We start from the raw sequence: 15,009 nt of genomic DNA, 5'->3' as shown, positions 1-15,009 counted from the left end.
GAGTGATCTCCCTTCCCGCCCGGATATTCTCACCAGCCGACCGCCCGCTACGCAAGGGTTTGGTTAAGGGAATTTCCTACGGATAGTTGATTCAGGTAACGCTTCGTGATCGAACCCCCGGCCGCGTCGATGTGAGCGCCGATGCAGTCGTACAGTCCGTCACGCCGGTCCGTTGTCAAGGCCCGATGACCCGAATACGAGGACAGAAGTTCGAGATATTCGGCCGTCGAATAGTCCGCATCCCAGACGAACCTGTGGGACTGCACAGACCCGAAAAGCCCTGTTTCCGCAAGGTTTGCCGGATCCTCGGGTATGTCGTCCGCGGCCGGCAGCCCGTCCACCGTCGGGTCGTCGGTGAACCGTTCGTAGCAGGACTGCACGTCGGCGAAGAACTGCTCGGACCCACCCGCGACATGGTGCGTCGACACGACCGCCAACGCTCCGCCGGGCCGCAGCAGGTCCACGCAACGCTGGATGCGCGTTCGAGCATGGCGGCGGTTGCCTGGCCGGTGCCGGGGCCGATCTCCAGGACCTTCGGGCGGCCGCCGACGATCCGCGCGAGCTCGTCGAAGAGCTCGCGCGGGTACGACGGCCGGACGCGGTCGTACAGTTCTGGATCCTCACCGAACGTCGTACGTAGGCTCACCGCCGCACGGTAGCGCGCCCCGGCGTCAGTCCAGCGTCGCCCGGCCGGCCTCCAGGCGCGCCACCGGGATGCGGAACGGCGAGCAGGAGACGTAGTCGAGGCCTGCCTCGTGGAAGAAGTGGATGCTGTCGGGGTCGCCGCCGTGCTCGCCGCAGACGCCGAGCTTCAGGTCCGGCTTGGTGGCCCGGCCGCGGTCTACCCCGGTGCGGACCAGCGCGCCGACGCCTTCGCGGTCGATCGACTCGAACGGCGACACCGCGAAGATGCCCTTCTCCAGGTACCGCGAGAAGAACGCGCTCTCGACGTCGTCGCGGCTGAAGCCCCAGGTGGTCTGGGTCAGGTCGTTGGTGCCGAACGAGAAGAAGTCGGCCGCCTCCGCGATCTGGTCCGCGATCACCGCGGCCCGCGGCAGCTCGATCATCGTCCCGATCGGGATCTCCCCGGCCATGCCGGCCTCGGCGAGCACGCGTTCGACCTCGTCGCGGGCCAGGTGCAGCTCCTGGATGGCGCCGACCAGCGGGATCATGATCTCCGGCCGCGGGTCCTTGCCGCGCCCGCGCAGCTCGACGGCCGCTTGCGCGATCGCCCGGACCTGCATCGCGAACAGACCGGGGATCACCAGCCCGAGCCGCACACCGCGCAGCCCGAGCATCGGGTTCTGCTCGTGCAGCCGCTCGACGGCGGCCAGCAGCTTGGCGTCGTGCTCCGGCTCCTCGCCGCGCTCGCGCGCCACGGCGACCTTGACCGCCAGCTCCTCCATCGACGGCAGGAACTCGTGCAGCGGCGGGTCGATCAGCCGGATCGTCACCGGCAGCCCGTCCATCGCGTCCAGCAGCTCCACGAAGTCCCCGCGCTGCAGGGGCTCCAGCTCGGCCAGCGCGGTGTCCCGGTCGGCGTCGTTGTCGGCGAGGATCAGCCGCTCGACGGATTCGCGCCGCTCCCCCAGGAACATGTGCTCGGTCCGGCACAACCCGATCCCTTCGGCGCCGAACCGCCGCGCCCGCGCCGCGTCGTCCGCGGTGTCCGCATTCGTCCGGACGCCGAGTCGCCGGACCTCGTCCGCATGCGTGATCAGGCGGTGCACCGACGCGACCAGCTCGTCGCCGGCGTCGGGCGCCAGCGTGCCCTCGAAGTACTGCACGACCGGGGACGGCACGACCGGGACCTCGCCGCGGAACACCTCGCCGGTGGTGCCGTCGATCGAGATCAGTTCACCAGCCTCGATCACGGTGCCGTTCACCTTGATGGTGCCCTGGGCAACATTCACGTCGAGCTCCTCGGCGCCGCAGACGCAGGTCTTGCCCATGCCGCGGGCGACCACGGCCGCGTGCGAGGTCTTGCCGCCGCGGCTGGTCAGGATGCCCTGCGCCGCGATCATGCCGTGCAGGTCGTCCGGGTTGGTCTCGCGCCGGACCAGGATCACCTTCTCGCCGTTCTCCGCGGCCTCGACAGCGGCGGCCGACGTGAACACGACCTTGCCCGACGCCGCACCCGGCGACGCGCCGATCGCCTTGGTGATCCGGTCCTTGCCGGCGTCGGCGTCGAACCGCGGGAACATCAGCTGCGCGAGCTGCGCGCCCTTGACCCGCCGCAGCGCCTCGTCGGTGTCGATCACACCCTCGTCGACCAGGCTGGTCGCGATCCGGAACGCGGCCGCCGCGGTCCGCTTGCCGACCCGGGTCTGCAGCATCCACAGCTTGCCGCGCTCGACGGTGAACTCGATGTCGCACAGGTCGCGGTAGTGGCCTTCGAGCGTGGCCATGATGCCCATCAGGTTGTCGTACGACGCCTTGTCGATCTGCTCGAGGTCGGCGAGCGGGACCGTGTTGCGGATGCCCGCCACCACGTCCTCGCCCTGCGCGTTCTGCAGGTAGTCGCCGTACACACCCTGCTGGCCGCTCGCGGGGTCGCGGGTGAAGGCGACGCCGGTGCCGGAGTCCATGCCGAGATTTCCGAACACCATCGAGCAGATGTTGACCGCCGTGCCGAGGTTGCCGTCGATGCGTTCCTGGCGGCGGTAGAGGACCGCGCGCTCGGCGTTCCAGGAACCGAAGACGGCCGCGATCGCGAGGTCCATCTGGGTCCGCGGGTCCTGCGGGAACTCGCGGCCGGTGTGGTCGTGTACGGCCCGCTTGAAGGTCTCGACCAGCGCCTTCAGGTCGTCGGCGTCCAGATCGAGGTCGGTCCGTGCGCCCTTCGCCTCCTTGGCGGCGTCGAGCGCCTCCTCGAACACCTCGCCGTCCATGTCGAGCACGGTCTTGCCGAACATCTGGATCAGCCGCCGGTACGCGTCCCAGGCGAACCGCGGGTTGCCGGACTGGTGGGCCAGCCCGTTCACCGAGTCGTCGTTGAGGCCGACGTTGAGAACGGTCTCCATCATTCCGGGCATCGACGCGGCCGCGCCGGAGCGCACCGAGACCAGCAGCGGGTCGTCGGCCTGGCCGAGCTTCTTGCCCATCTTCTGCTGCAGCAGGTCGACGTGCCGGTCGATCTCCTCGGCCAGCTCAGCCGGCACCGCGCCGGTCTCCAGGTACGCACGGCAGGCGTCGGTGGTGATGGTGAACCCCGGCGGCACCGGCAGGCCGAGGTTGGTCATCTCGGCGAGATTCGCGCCCTTTCCGCCGAGCAGCTCCTTCATGTCCTTGTTGCCTTCGGCGAAGTCGTAGACGAGTTTCGGCACGGTCACTCCCTGGGTTGCAGGCGGGTGTTTGCAGCGTGTTTCAGGCACGGGAAGATGGCCCGCTGGCCCGTCGACTCCGGCGGCGGGGGCGTGCTTTCAGAGTAAGCCCAAAAATCAGTCCAGTTGAACACTGGTCTCACTATCGCGACGTGACGCTTCCCACAGCTCGAAGGCCGGAAAACCCTTACAGCGTTGACAACGCAGGACAACCGACCCTGTTTCCAACGATTCCCAGTCAACCAGCGATCCGCCCACAACGCAGCGGACCTTGGACCGGGATGTCCCGGGTCCAAGGTCCGCTCTTCTCTGTTGGGCTACAGCTTGCGGCGAGTCCGGAGGTAGTCGCCGACCACCGCGGCGCCCAGACCGTCGGCGTCCGGCGCGACGACCCGCCCGCCGCTGCGGCGGGCCAGCAGGTCGACGAACGCGTTCAGCCGCGGGTCGTCGCCGAGCCGGAAGACGGTCAGCGAGGCGCCGAGCTTCGCGAGCCGGTCGACCTCGAAGATCGTCTTGCGGAGCGTCGCCGGCTCGGGCGGGTACGAGAACTCCGCCGTACCGTCGGGCTCGAGGTGCGCGGTCGGCTCCCCGTCCGTCACCATCAGCACGACCGGTTGCGCATCCGGGTGCCGCCGCAGGTGCCGGCCGGCGAGGAGCAGCGCGTGGTGCGCGTTCGTGCCCTGCTCCCAGGTGCCCTCCATGCCGATCAGCTGTGGCAGCTCGACCACCCCGGCGTACCGGCCGAAGGTGATCAGCTGCAGCGCGTCGTTGCGGTACCGCGTCGAGATCAGCTGGTGCAACGCGAGCGCCGTCCGCTTCATCGGCAGCCAGCGGCCCTCCTGCACCATCGACCACGACGTGTCGACCAGCAACGCCACCGCGGCCCGGGCCCGGTGCTCGGTCTCCGCGATCTCCACGTCCGCGACGTCGAGCTTCACCGAACCGCTCCGCGAAGCAGTCCGCAGTACGGCGTTCCGCACGGTGCGCGGCACGTCCCACGGCTGGGTGTCGCCGAATTCCCACGGACGTGATGACCCGCTCAACTCACCGGCCGCGCCCGCGTTGGCCGCGTCCCGTTCACCGGATCCGCGAGCGGTCCGCAGTACGTCGGCCAGCGCGGTCTGCCCCAGCTGACGCAACGCCTTGGGCGACAGCCGCAGCGAGCCGTCCGGTGCCCGCTCGATCAGCCCCTGGTCCCGCAGTTGCCGCTCCAACTCGCTCAGCCGGCGCGCGTCGACGGTCGCCTCGTCGCCCAGTTGACGAGTGAGCGCGTCGAGATCGATGTCCTCCAGCCGCGCCCCCGGATACGACTGCGCCAGCTGTTCGGCCAGCGCGTCGAGCTCCGCGAGATCGGACATCGCCCGGGCGCCGTCGGCGAGACCGAGCGGATCGTCACCACTCATCTGCTCCGACCCGTACCAGTCCTCCCCCGGCCGCAGCGCCTGCAGCTGGGCGTCCAGCTGCGACAACTGCTGTGCGAGTTGCGGACTGCCGAACGCCTGCTGCGACAGCTCCATCAGCTCCGCCCGCTGCTCGGGCGTCATCGAGTTCAGCATCCGCTGCGCCGCGGCCGCCCGCTGCGCGAGCACGTCGATCAGCTCGTCGACGTTCCGCGGGTTCTCCGGGAAGAACTCGCCGTGCTTGGCCATGAACTCGTCGAACAGCTCGGGTACGTCGGGACGCCCCTGCGCATGCGCCGCGAGCAGCGCGTTCAGGTCCGTGAGCATCTCGTTGATCCGCTCGACATCCTCGGGCGTCGTCTGCTGCAGGGCCTCCTTCATGCCCTCGAACCGCGACCCGAGCAGCTCCTTCCCGAGCAGCTCGCGGATCTCCTCGTACTTCTGCCGCGCCTCCGCCGACTCCCACTGATAGTTCGCCAGCTCCCGTACGGCGGCCGCCGTACCGGACGGGAGTGCGTCGAGCTCTGCTTCCTTGAACCGCGCGTCGTCGGACGGGTTCGGGAACAGCTCGCGCCGCTCCGCCTCCAGCGCCTCGTTCAGCAACCGCTGGACGTCCTGCAGGGTGCCGTCGAGGTTGTGCCGCTGCTGGATCTCGCGGCGGCGCTCCCACAACCGGCGGGTCAGGTCGTCGAGGCCCTGGGTGTTGCGGGTGCCGCGCCGGAGCAGTTCCTCCAGCGCGGACCGCGGCGACGAGCCGTTCATGACGTCCCGGCCGATCTCGTCCAGGGCGTCCCGCAGGTCCGCGGGCGCCTGGAGCGGATCCGGCCCGTCGTGCCACGGCCCGTAGGACCAGCCTTCCGGGATGGACGCCGACATGTCAGGCCCCGTAGATCGTGGTGTCGTTGTCGGCGTCCTTCGCCACCCGTTTCGACAGGTAGAGCATCTCCAGGGCGAGCTCGACCGCGGCGGCGATCCGGCCGGAGGAGTCGTCCGGCTCCACGCCGGCGCGCGCGGCGACGTCGTGCAGGACCGGCAGCTCGGGCAGCGCGGCCAGCACCTCCCGGCCGGGCACCCGCTCACCCGTCGTCACAAGGTTGCCATCAGCAACAGCGTGGGCCAGCGGGGTGAGGTCGAGACCCGCGAACCGCTCGCGGGCGGTGTCGGCGACGGACCGGCGCAGCAGGTACTCGAGCAGCTCGATCTCGCGCCCTTCCTCCCCCGGCTCGAACTCGAGCTTGCCCCGCAGTACGGCGGGCACCGCCTCGAGGTCGACCGGCCGGGCCACCGCGGGCTTCTCACCGGTGATCGCGGACCGGCGCAGCGCGGCCGCGGCGATCGTCTCGGCCGCGGCGACCGCGAACCGGGCGGACACCCCGGACCGCTGGTCGATCGCCGTCGACTCGCGCAGGTGCCGGACGAACCGGGCCAGCACCTCCAGCAGCGGCTCGCCGACCTCGGCGGTGAACTCGGCCTCCTGCCGGATCACGTCCACCTCGGCGTCGATGTCGAGCGGGTAGTGGGTCCGGACCTCGGCGCCGAACCGGTCCTTCAGCGGCGTGATGATCCGGCCGCGGTTGGTGTAGTCCTCGGGGTTGGCCGTTGCCACCAGCAACACGTCGAGCGGCAGCCGCAGCGTGTATCCGCGGACCTGGATGTCGCGCTCCTCCATCACGTTCAGCAGCGCGACCTGGATCCGCTCGGCGAGGTCGGGCAGTTCGTTGATCGCGACGATGCCGCGGTGCGAGCGCGGCACCAGCCCGAAGTGGATGGTCTCCGGGTCGCCGAGACTGCGGCCCTCGGCAACCTTCACCGGGTCCACGTCGCCGATCAGGTCACCGACCGACGTGTCGGGGGTGGCGAGCTTCTCGGCGTACCGCAACGAGCGGTGCAGCCAGGCGACCGGCAGGTCGTCGCCGAGCTCGGCGGCCCGGCGGCGGGAGGCGGGCGTGATCGGGTCGAGCGGGTGCTCGGGCAGCTCGGCGCCCTCGATCACCGGGGTCCACTCGTCGAGCAGACCGACCAGCGTGCGTAGCAGCCGGGTCTTGCCCTGACCGCGCTCACCGAGCAGGACGACGTCGTGCCCCGCGAGCAGGGCGCGCTCGAGCTGCGGGATCACCGTGCGGGTGAAGCCGACGATGCCGGGCCAGGGATCACGCCCGGCCCGGAGTTCTTTCAGCAGGTTGTCACGGATTTCGGCCTTGATCGACCGGGGAAGATATCCGGCGGCCCGGAGGTCACCGGCCTTACGAGGAAGTTCAGCAGGTGCACTAGTCACCCTGATGACGTTAGCTCGGTCACCCCAAATCGCGAGCGGTTTATCTCACCGCCTGGGCGTGACCCGGCCCGAGGTGAACACGTGCGTGGGCCGGAACGTGACCGGCACCCACGGATGCGCGGGCGACTCGCGGGTGACGAAATGGTCGCCGTCGGCCGGCGCGGTCGGGCGCAGCTCGTACTCGTGCTCGGGGTCCTCGGAGAACAGCAGCCGGTCGCCGGTTGCGGTGTAGACCATCACCAGCTCGTCGTCACGCTTCGCGACGTCGAGCCGTACGCTGGCGCGTTCGTACCGTCCTGCGTGACGGTCGTCGACGGGTACGTCGATCGGCTGCGGCGCGGGCGGATGCGCGACCCCGGCGTAGTGCGTGAACATCTCGGACGCGAGTGGCTCGAAAAGGCGGGTGCCGTTGCCCGAGTTGGTCAGCAGACACATCACCAGCCGCGCCTCCGGATCGATCCGCAGGAAAGCCAGCTGCGAGATCGTGGACCCGTCGTGCCCGAACAGCCGGCGACCGGCCCAGTCGTAGATCCGCCAGGTCAGGCCGAGGTCGACGAAGCCGCCGATGCCAGCTGCGTACGGGACCTGCGGCTCTTGCATGACCGCGTACCGCTCGTCGGTCAGGTGCATCCGGGCGAACTCGAGCAGGTCGGCCGCGCTCGCGCTGATCGTCCCGGCCGGCCCGATGCTGCGCGGCAACTGCCACGTCTTCACCCGCGAGCCGTCGGTGGCCAGGTGACCGACCGCGGCGCGTTCCAGGATCGCCTCTTCCGGCAGTGTCACCGTGTGGGCGAGGCCGAGCGGCTCGACCAGGCGGGCCTTCAGCGACGCGTCCCAGGTCCGGCCGTCGAGCACCTCGATCAGCCGGCCGAGCAGGACGAAGCCGGCGTTGCAGTACGAGTACGCCGTACCGGGCTCGAAGAGCTGGTCGACGCCGGCGAGCAGAGCGACGTACCGCTGGAGGCAGTCGTCGCCGCGACCGGTGTCGGTGAACAGGTCGCCGTCGATGCCGCTGGTGTGGGTCAGCAGGTGACGGATCGTGATCCGCCGATCGACCGGCGCTTCGGGCAACAGTTCGACGATCGGGTCGTCCAGCCGCAACCGCTCCTCGGCGGCCAGCTGCACGATCATCGACGCGGTCCACGGCTTGCTGATCGAGCCGATCTGGAACAGGGAGTCGGCCGTGGTCTCAACGCCGGTCGCCGCGTTCAGGACGCCGTACGGCGCGATGGTCGTCTCGCCGTCGTGCCAGATCCCGAGCACCGCGCCGGTGACCTCGGCCGCCACCGCCAACTCGCTCAACCGCGCAGACCAGTCAGGCATGCGCCCAACCTACGTGCTGATCGGCCGCCGATCGTGGTGGGGCGGTACCGTCTGGCGCGTGGACGGGATTCCGGATGTGATCGCCCCTGGGTTGCGGGTGCTGTTCTGTGGGATCAACCCGGGACTGATGTCGGCGGCGACGGGGCATCACTTCGCCCGGCCGGGGAACCGGTTCTGGCCGGCGCTGCGCCTGAGCGGGTTCACACCCCGGCAGCTGCACCCGAGTGAGCAGCAGGAGTTGCTCAGCTACCGGCTCGGGATCACCAATGTCGTCGACCGGCCGTCGGCGAAGGCGGCCGAGCTGACGCGGGCCGAGCTCATCGCGGGCGGCGAGAACCTGGTCAAGAAGGTCCTCGACGTCCAGCCGGAATGGCTGGCGGTCCTCGGCGTCACGGCGTACCGGGACGCCTTCGAGGAGCGGGCGGCGACAGTGGGCAAGCAGGACCGGACGATCGGCACGACCCGAGTCTGGGTGCTGCCGAATCCGAGCGGCCTGAATGCCCACTACACGTTGCCGAAACTCGCGGAGGCGTTCGCGGAGCTCGAACGGGTCAGTTGAACGCCTTGCGCAGGGTCGAGATCGCCAGCTCGATCGCAGCGTTCGCGGCGTAGGTGTCGCGGAGCGCGTCCAGCATCACGAAGTCGTGGATGATCGCCGCGAACCGGACCGCGGTCGTCGGCACCCCGGCTTCGAGCAGCTTGGCCGCGTACGCCTCGCCCTCGTCCCGCAGTACGTCGGCCTCACCGGTGATGACGAGCGCCGGCGGCAGGCCCTGCAGCTGCTCGGTCGTCGCCCGCAGCGGGGACGCGGTGATCTGGTTGCGCTCGTTCTCGTCGGTCGTGTACTGGTCCCAGAACCACTTCATCCCGTCCAGCTGCAGGAAGTACCCTTCGGCGAACTCCCGGTACGACGCGGTGTCGAAGGACGCGTCCGTGACCGGGTAGAACAGCACCTGCTGGACGAACTTCACGTCGCCGCGCTCCTTCGCGAGCAGCGTGACGGCGGCCGTCATGTTCCCGCCGACGGAGTCGCCCGCGATCGCCAGCCGCTGCGCGTCCAGGCCGTGCTCCTTGCCGGAGGCAATGATCCAGCGAGCCACGGCGTAGCTCTGCTCGAGCACGTGCGGGTAGCGCACCTCCGGCGAACGGTCGTACTCCGGGAACACCACCGCGGCGCCCGCGCCGACGGCGAGCTCACGCACCAGCCGGTCGTGGGTGTGCGCGTCGCCGAACACCCAGCCGGCACCGTGGATGTAGAGGATGACCGGCAGCACACCGGTCGCACCCTGCGGCTTGACGATCCGCGCCTTCGTGCCGTCCGCGGCGGTCACCCACTCCTCGTCGACCGGGAGCTTCGGGTAGTCGGTGGTCTGCGCCTCGTCGACGGCCTTGCGGCCCTCCTCGGGTGACAGCTGGAACAGGAACGGGGGCTTCGCGGTCGCATCGGCGAAAGCCTGGGCGGCGGGCTCGAGAACGGTCATGGTCATCCTCCTGTCGATCGCGGAGAACGCTCGTTCTCCGGTGCGTTTGCTACTGTAGGAGAACGATGGTTCTCCGCGCAAGGTGGCGCGGGTCACCCCGGGAGGCGGGAATGGTTCTGGACACGGCGACGGCGCAGCAGCAGGTGCTGGACGCGGCCGACGCGCTGTTCTACGAGCGTGGTGTGCAGGCGGTCGGGATGGACGCGATCCGGGCGGCGTCCGGGGTGTCGCTGAAACGGCTCTACCAGCTCTTCCCGTCCAAGGACGCCCTCATCGAGGCGTACCTGGACCGCCGGGACGCGCTCTGGAAGTCGATGCTCGCCGAGCACGTCGAGGCGCAGACCGATCCGCGCGAGCGCATCCTCGCGGTGTTCGACTTCCTCTACGACTGGTCGAGCCAGCGCGACTACCGCGGTTGCGCGTTCATCAACGCGTTCGGCGAGCTCGGCGCGGTATCGCCGCGGGTCGCCGAGATGGCCTCGCGGCACAAGGAAGGGTTCCGGCAGGCCCTCACCGAGCTCGCCCAGGAGGCCGGCGCGGACGATGCCGACCGGCTCGCGGACCACCTGATCCTGCTCAGCGAGGGCGCGATCACCCGGGCCGCGATCTCCGGCTCGGCCGACCCCGCGTTGCGCGCCCGGGAGGCCGCAACCATGATCCTGGACGCGTCGACGAAGGCCTGACACCACCCATTGGGCAGGATGGGCGCATGCGCCTGCCCGAGCTGTTGCGATCGATCGACGGACTCTCGCGCGGACAGCGCGTACGCCTGCTCGCCGACCGGGCGCCGGAGCTGACCGGGCTCCTCGACGAGCTGGCTCGCGGCCCGGCCTTCGAGCGCGTCCTCGGTCTGCAGATCGCCGAGGTCACGCGCCAGGCGGCGTACGTGAGCCGGATGCTGCGCGACCCGGATCCGGCCGTGCAGAACCGGGCGCTCGCGGCGGTCGCCCGCGGGGTGCCGGTCACGGACGACGAGCTGCGCATCGCGTACGACGACGCGCCCGCGGCGCTGCGGTCGAAGCTGGTCTCCCTGGTACGGCGACAGCGGCGCGAGCACCTCGCCGTACGGCTGATCGACGAGCACCGCGCGCGGTGGGGCGACGTGGCGGCGACCGCACTGCTCGCCGCAACGGACCAGGAGACTGTGGCGCGGCTGCTTCCCGAGCTGGCGTACTGCGTGACGCCAGGTGGTTGGCGTCAGCTCGCGAAGCACCACTCGGACGCAGTACTGGCGTTTGCGCGCCGGACGCTCCCGGCTGACGACGAGTGGTGGCAGGGCGTCGGCCACGGTGTCACTGCAGCGCTCGACGTAGAGCTGATCAAGCAGGCCGTCCCCGCACACGACCTCCCGATCGCAGTGCTCGACGTCCTCGGTCCGCTGACGGACCGGGATCCCGAGGGCGTGCTGCAGCTGCTACTGGCACCTGACCGGCGCCGTACGGTGTCGCGGGCTCTCACGCCGGCGTTCCGGCGTCGTCTGCACAGGTACTCCGATGAGGACCTCGTCAGTCTCGGCCGGGTCCTCTGGCCACAGCTCGCCGGTGTCCTGGGCGTGCTGCCACCGTCCCGGCGCGCTGTCATCTTCGCCGCGGTCACAGAACATGTCGACCTGGGTCAGGCGCAGCTGAGTACTGAGCTGTTGGAGGCACTGCCACACGCTGTGCGTGCTGAGCAGACACGCCGGATGCTGACACTGCCAGCCAGCTCAGATGGGGCGTGGCGGCGCAGTGTCGCCGGTCATCTGCCCTTTGACGAGGCGTTTGCGCTGCTCGAGCCGGACGTCCGTGATCCCGATGCGGCAGTGCGCAGTTCGGTGTACCAGGCAGCGATCCGGTCCGCCGGGTACGGCAGGCAGCCGGAGCAGGTCGTGCAGGCTGTCACGTGGGTGGCCGGCCGGGTCCGCAACGACCAGGACACGGTGCGACTCAACGCCGTACAGGCTGTCGTGGAGTTGCCGCCGACGCTGTTGACGGACGCGCTGCTCGAGTCGCTGGACTTGTTGCTCACCGATGCGCTGGCGGCGCGAGACGTCTCTTGGGCGACGCGGCGGGCGTTGACGCAACTGGCCGAGCACGCCGTCGTCCGCGGCGCCGTCGATGACCGGCCCGGCGTACTGGAATGGGGGCTGCAGGCGCACGCGCGGTTGTCCGAGAACACGGGCTCGCTCAGCCTGTACGGCCTGGTCAATGGTCTGCCGCGCGGGCGTGAGGTCCAGGTGTACGACGTACTGCGGCCTTCGATCGAGGCGGCGGCGAAGCGGAACGAGTTCGGTCTGGCGCTTGCGGTGGCGGGAGCCTTCGGCCGTCGCGCGTGGTCGTTGGAGCCGTTGCAGGAAGTGCTGGAGCAGGCGGTCTGGTCGAACCAGGAGTACACCGTGCAGTCCGCGTGCCGGTACTGGCTGGACGCACCGGCTACGCGCTCGGCCCGCGTTGAGCAGATCATTGCTCGCGACGTACGGATGGCCCGCTGGCATCCGGTGTGGTGGGTCGTCACCGAATTGCGCACCGACCTGCTCGACCAGGTGTTCGCGGCGGCGGACCGGATCCGCCGGTTCGACCGGAACAGTGCCGCGTGGGAGGTGCCGAGCTACGCGCTGCGGCAGTGGTTGCCACGACAGCAGGCCCGGTACGCCGAGTTGCTGGTCGGCGTCGCACGTGACGAGCGGATGCCGGAGTGGTACCGGGCGTTGGCGGTGAAGACGCTGGGGCGCGTGCCGGTGGCGGGGCGGGCCGCGTTGGACGAGTTTCTCGCTAGTTCCGACGTACTGCTGCAGGAGGCCGCGCTGGCCGCGTTGGCGTGGACGGAACGACCTGACTTGGCTATGCCGCTGCTGCTCGCGCATGTGGGGGACGATCGCGCGCGGGTTGCTGTTTACGCCGCTGCCCGGGCGGCGCGGTTCGTGCGGCCGAGTCGGCTGCCCGGGCTGCTCCAGCCGGTGCTTTCTGGCGACGGTGTGAAGATCACGTCGCGGAAAGGGGCCGTGCGGCTGCTCGGTGAGCTCAGGGCGCCGGGGGCCGGCGCCGTACTCACAGAGACGTGGTCCGGTGCGCATCGGGATGTGCGCGCGGCTATTGCGCGGACTGTGTCGCAGTACTTGCTGTACGACCCGGCGGCGTGGGCTGTGTTGGAGCAGGCAGTTCACGATTCGCCGGCTACCGCCACGGCGTTGACTGCACGGCGCCCGTACGACGTACCTGTGGTGTATCGCTCGCGGTACGCCGACCTGCTGATCGCCGTGACGACACGGGCCGAGCCTGAGGTTGTCGGGGCGGCCTTGCACGCGCTGCGGGGGTGGGCGCGGTACAACTCCGCTGCAGCTCGGGTGTGTGCGGACTTCATCAGCCGGCTGGAGTTGCGAAGTCGCGTCTGGCGGGACGCGGTCTCGGCTTTGGTCTCCTTCTTGGCTACCGATGCGCCCGCGGGGCTGGACGAGGTGGTCGAGGCTGTCCGGCTGCTGGTGCGTCTCGAACGGGATCCATCGCTGCCGGACGCGTTGCCGGACCGGGATCACCCGGCGCGGCAGCGGCTCACGTATCTGGTGCGTCAGCTGTCTGCTCACTTCGCCAACCGCTCCGCCGACGTCCGCAGCCACCTGCGGGCCGTCGCTTCTGAGCTTGTCGGCGCGGACCTTCTCGAGCTCCGTCTGCAGCTCCTGGTCCTCTCGCATGACGACTTCCGCGTCCTCGCCAACGAGCTCCGCGAACTCGTCGCCGACGACGTCCTCGCCGCGGCCACGGCCGCCGAGCTCGTCCGCGCCCGCCTGTCCGCAACAGAACCGACCTGGACACCCGCCGCCGTGCTCCCCGTCGCCGAGTCCCTCGTCCGATCCCCCGACCTGGCATCCGGCCTGCTAGCCCACGCCGTCCTCACCACAGCCAGCCCCCGAGCCGGCTGGCCACCCGACTGGCGAGCCCTCCTAGTTGCCCTCCGCAACCACCCGACACCACCAGTCCGCCGCCACGCCCTCGACCTCACGACATCCGAGGAGTAACCAAACTCCCACCTCACACACCTCACGCCCCCTCACCGAAGCTGGCATCGACACACCTCGCTGGGCCGGGCGTCGGGGCGGTGCGGGTGCGGATCAGGTGGGTGGATTCTCCTGTTCGGCCTCGCGGGCGCGTTTGCGGCGTTTGCCTTCGTGCATGGCGGCGACGCGGGCGACCGGGATGGCGCGGCCTTCCTCGAGTACGTCGTCGGGGATGGCTTGTGGCGCGGGGAGCTGTTCGGCCCAGGGGTCGCGGTCGGCGAGGAGGGCGGGAGCGTTGCGGACGGTGAAGTCGCGCGGTGCGACGTTCTCCAGGTCGTCCCACCCGACCGGGTACGACACCGTCGCACCGGGACGGACTCGCGGGCTGTACGCCGCGACCACCGTCGCACCGCCTGACCGCGTCGAGTCGACGAACACCTTCCCGTGCCGGTCCTCCTTGATGTACGCCGTGGTCGCGATCGACGGATCGATCTTCTCGGCGCGGGCAGCGATCGCCCGCGTGGCGGCCGCCGCGTCCTCGATCGTCACAGTGTCGACAATCGGCACGATCACATGCACGCCCTTCGCGCCGCTCGTCTTCACCGCCCCCGCCAGCCCGGAGTCGGTCAGCGCCTGCCGCACCAGCAGCGCGGCCTGGACGGCCATCGCGAAGGTCTCCCCCTCCTGCGGATCGAGGTCGAGCACCAGGTGCGTGACGCGGTCCCAGCGCTCGGCACGCATCAGCGTCGGGTGGTACTCCACAGCGCGCTGGTTCGCGAACCACAGCAGCGTCCGGCGGTCGTCGCACAACGCGTACGAGACCTGGCGTTTCGACGCCTCCGCCCACACCTGCACGGTCTGCACCCAGTCCGGCGTGTACTTCGGGACGTTCTTCTGCATGAACTTGGGCTGTCCCGGCCGGATCCGCACGACCGACAACGGCCGCCCGCGCAGCTCCGGCAGGATCCGTTCGTGCACGGCGTCGAGGTAGTCGACCAGGTCCCGCTTCGTGGCGTCAGCCCCGTCGAACAGCGGCTGATCCAGATTGGTCAGGTCGACCCCGTCCCGCGTCTCATCCGGCTTGCTGGCCATTCTCCGAGCTTAGAAGGCGCACCAGTGCATCGAGAACCACCTTTCCTCTCCGGGTTGCAACGCCTGCGGGGGCGCGGTGTGCTGGAACAGCGCGTCGCGAGCGCCAGGTCGGGATCGTGCGGGATTCGTTCAAGACGCGGACGGC

General features: G+C 69.9%; 10 protein-coding genes. 3 read left to right on the top strand and 7 right to left on the bottom strand.

The window, feature by feature from the left end:
• Window positions 1–47: 47 nt before the first annotated feature.
• The 5 genes from AB0I12_RS21430 to AB0I12_RS21410 all read right to left on the bottom strand — a co-directional run bounded on the left by AB0I12_RS21430 (window position 48) and on the right by AB0I12_RS21410 (window position 8,321).
• Entirely contained in the window at window positions 48–464 is a 417-nt protein-coding gene (locus AB0I12_RS21430; RefSeq protein ID WP_359932358.1) for a hypothetical protein, read from the bottom strand.
• Between the two features lie 207 nt (window positions 465–671).
• On the bottom strand, window positions 672–3,326 hold the full coding sequence (gene ppdK, locus AB0I12_RS21425) for a pyruvate, phosphate dikinase (RefSeq protein ID WP_359932355.1): 2,655 nt from the start codon (window positions 3,324–3,326) through the stop codon (window positions 672–674).
• 314 nt (window positions 3,327–3,640) lie between these two features.
• On the bottom strand, window positions 3,641–5,599 hold the full coding sequence (locus AB0I12_RS21420) for a VWA domain-containing protein (RefSeq protein WP_359932352.1): 1,959 nt from the start codon (window positions 5,597–5,599) through the stop codon (window positions 3,641–3,643).
• 1 nt (window position 5,600) lies between these two features.
• Entirely contained in the window at window positions 5,601–6,998 is a 1,398-nt protein-coding gene (locus AB0I12_RS21415) for a sigma 54-interacting transcriptional regulator (RefSeq protein ID WP_359932350.1), read from the bottom strand.
• A gap of 45 nt (window positions 6,999–7,043) precedes the next feature.
• Window positions 7,044–8,321, bottom strand: a complete 1,278-nt coding sequence (locus AB0I12_RS21410) for a serine hydrolase domain-containing protein (protein ID WP_359932347.1) — start codon at window positions 8,319–8,321, stop codon at window positions 7,044–7,046.
• Between AB0I12_RS21410 and mug the strand changes: the two genes are divergently transcribed.
• The gene (gene mug / locus AB0I12_RS21405; RefSeq protein WP_359932344.1) at window positions 8,320–8,880 is read left to right on the top strand and encodes a G/U mismatch-specific DNA glycosylase; all 561 of its coding nucleotides are present in this window, start codon (window positions 8,320–8,322) and stop codon (window positions 8,878–8,880) included. The two genes, AB0I12_RS21410 and mug, sit on opposite strands and share 2 nt — an antisense overlap.
• Here mug and AB0I12_RS21400 read toward each other — a convergent pair.
• Window positions 8,873–9,802 (bottom strand): alpha/beta hydrolase, encoded by a 930-nt coding sequence (locus AB0I12_RS21400; RefSeq protein ID WP_359932341.1) that lies wholly within the window; start codon window positions 9,800–9,802, stop codon window positions 8,873–8,875. The two genes, mug and AB0I12_RS21400, sit on opposite strands and share 8 nt — an antisense overlap.
• A gap of 110 nt (window positions 9,803–9,912) precedes the next feature.
• Here AB0I12_RS21400 and AB0I12_RS21395 point away from each other — a divergent pair, with 110 nt between their 5' ends.
• Window positions 9,913–10,485, top strand: a complete 573-nt coding sequence (locus tag AB0I12_RS21395) for a TetR/AcrR family transcriptional regulator (protein ID WP_359932338.1) — start codon at window positions 9,913–9,915, stop codon at window positions 10,483–10,485.
• A 26-nt stretch (window positions 10,486–10,511) separates the two neighbouring features.
• Complete coding sequence (locus AB0I12_RS21390) at window positions 10,512–13,793, top strand: hypothetical protein (RefSeq protein ID WP_359932335.1); 3,282 nt, start codon at window positions 10,512–10,514, stop codon at window positions 13,791–13,793.
• Between the two features lie 93 nt (window positions 13,794–13,886).
• Here the strand turns inward: AB0I12_RS21390 and ligD are convergent, their stop codons facing one another.
• Window positions 13,887–14,864 carry a non-homologous end-joining DNA ligase gene (ligD, locus tag AB0I12_RS21385; RefSeq protein ID WP_359932332.1) on the bottom strand — a complete coding sequence of 326 codons (978 nt, stop codon included), beginning with the start codon at window positions 14,862–14,864 and terminating at the stop codon, window positions 13,887–13,889.
• Window positions 14,865–15,009 lie beyond the last annotated feature (145 nt).

Origin of the sequence: Kribbella sp. NPDC050459 (assembly GCF_040655315.1) — a bacterium.
In the GTDB taxonomy this organism is placed as follows: domain Bacteria; phylum Actinomycetota; class Actinomycetes; order Propionibacteriales; family Kribbellaceae; genus Kribbella.
This window is presented reverse-complemented; position numbering and strand designations above follow the sequence as displayed.

What these genes read in the sequence shown, in the direction of transcription:
- AB0I12_RS21390 (WP_359932335.1), top strand. Translation starts at nt 10,512, where the DNA reads ATGCGCCTGCCCGAGCTGTTGCGATCGATCGACGGACTCTCGCGCGGA.
- AB0I12_RS21410 (WP_359932347.1), bottom strand. Translation starts at nt 8,321, where the DNA reads ATGCCTGACTGGTCTGCGCGGTTGAGCGAGTTGGCGGTGGCGGCCGAG.
- AB0I12_RS21400 (WP_359932341.1), bottom strand. Translation starts at nt 9,802, where the DNA reads ATGACCGTTCTCGAGCCCGCCGCCCAGGCTTTCGCCGATGCGACCGCG.
- AB0I12_RS21395 (WP_359932338.1), top strand. Translation starts at nt 9,913, where the DNA reads ATGGTTCTGGACACGGCGACGGCGCAGCAGCAGGTGCTGGACGCGGCC.
- mug (WP_359932344.1), top strand. Translation starts at nt 8,320, where the DNA reads ATGCGCCCAACCTACGTGCTGATCGGCCGCCGATCGTGGTGGGGCGGT.
- ligD (WP_359932332.1), bottom strand. Translation starts at nt 14,864, where the DNA reads ATGGCCAGCAAGCCGGATGAGACGCGGGACGGGGTCGACCTGACCAAT.
- AB0I12_RS21420 (WP_359932352.1), bottom strand. Translation starts at nt 5,599, where the DNA reads ATGTCGGCGTCCATCCCGGAAGGCTGGTCCTACGGGCCGTGGCACGAC.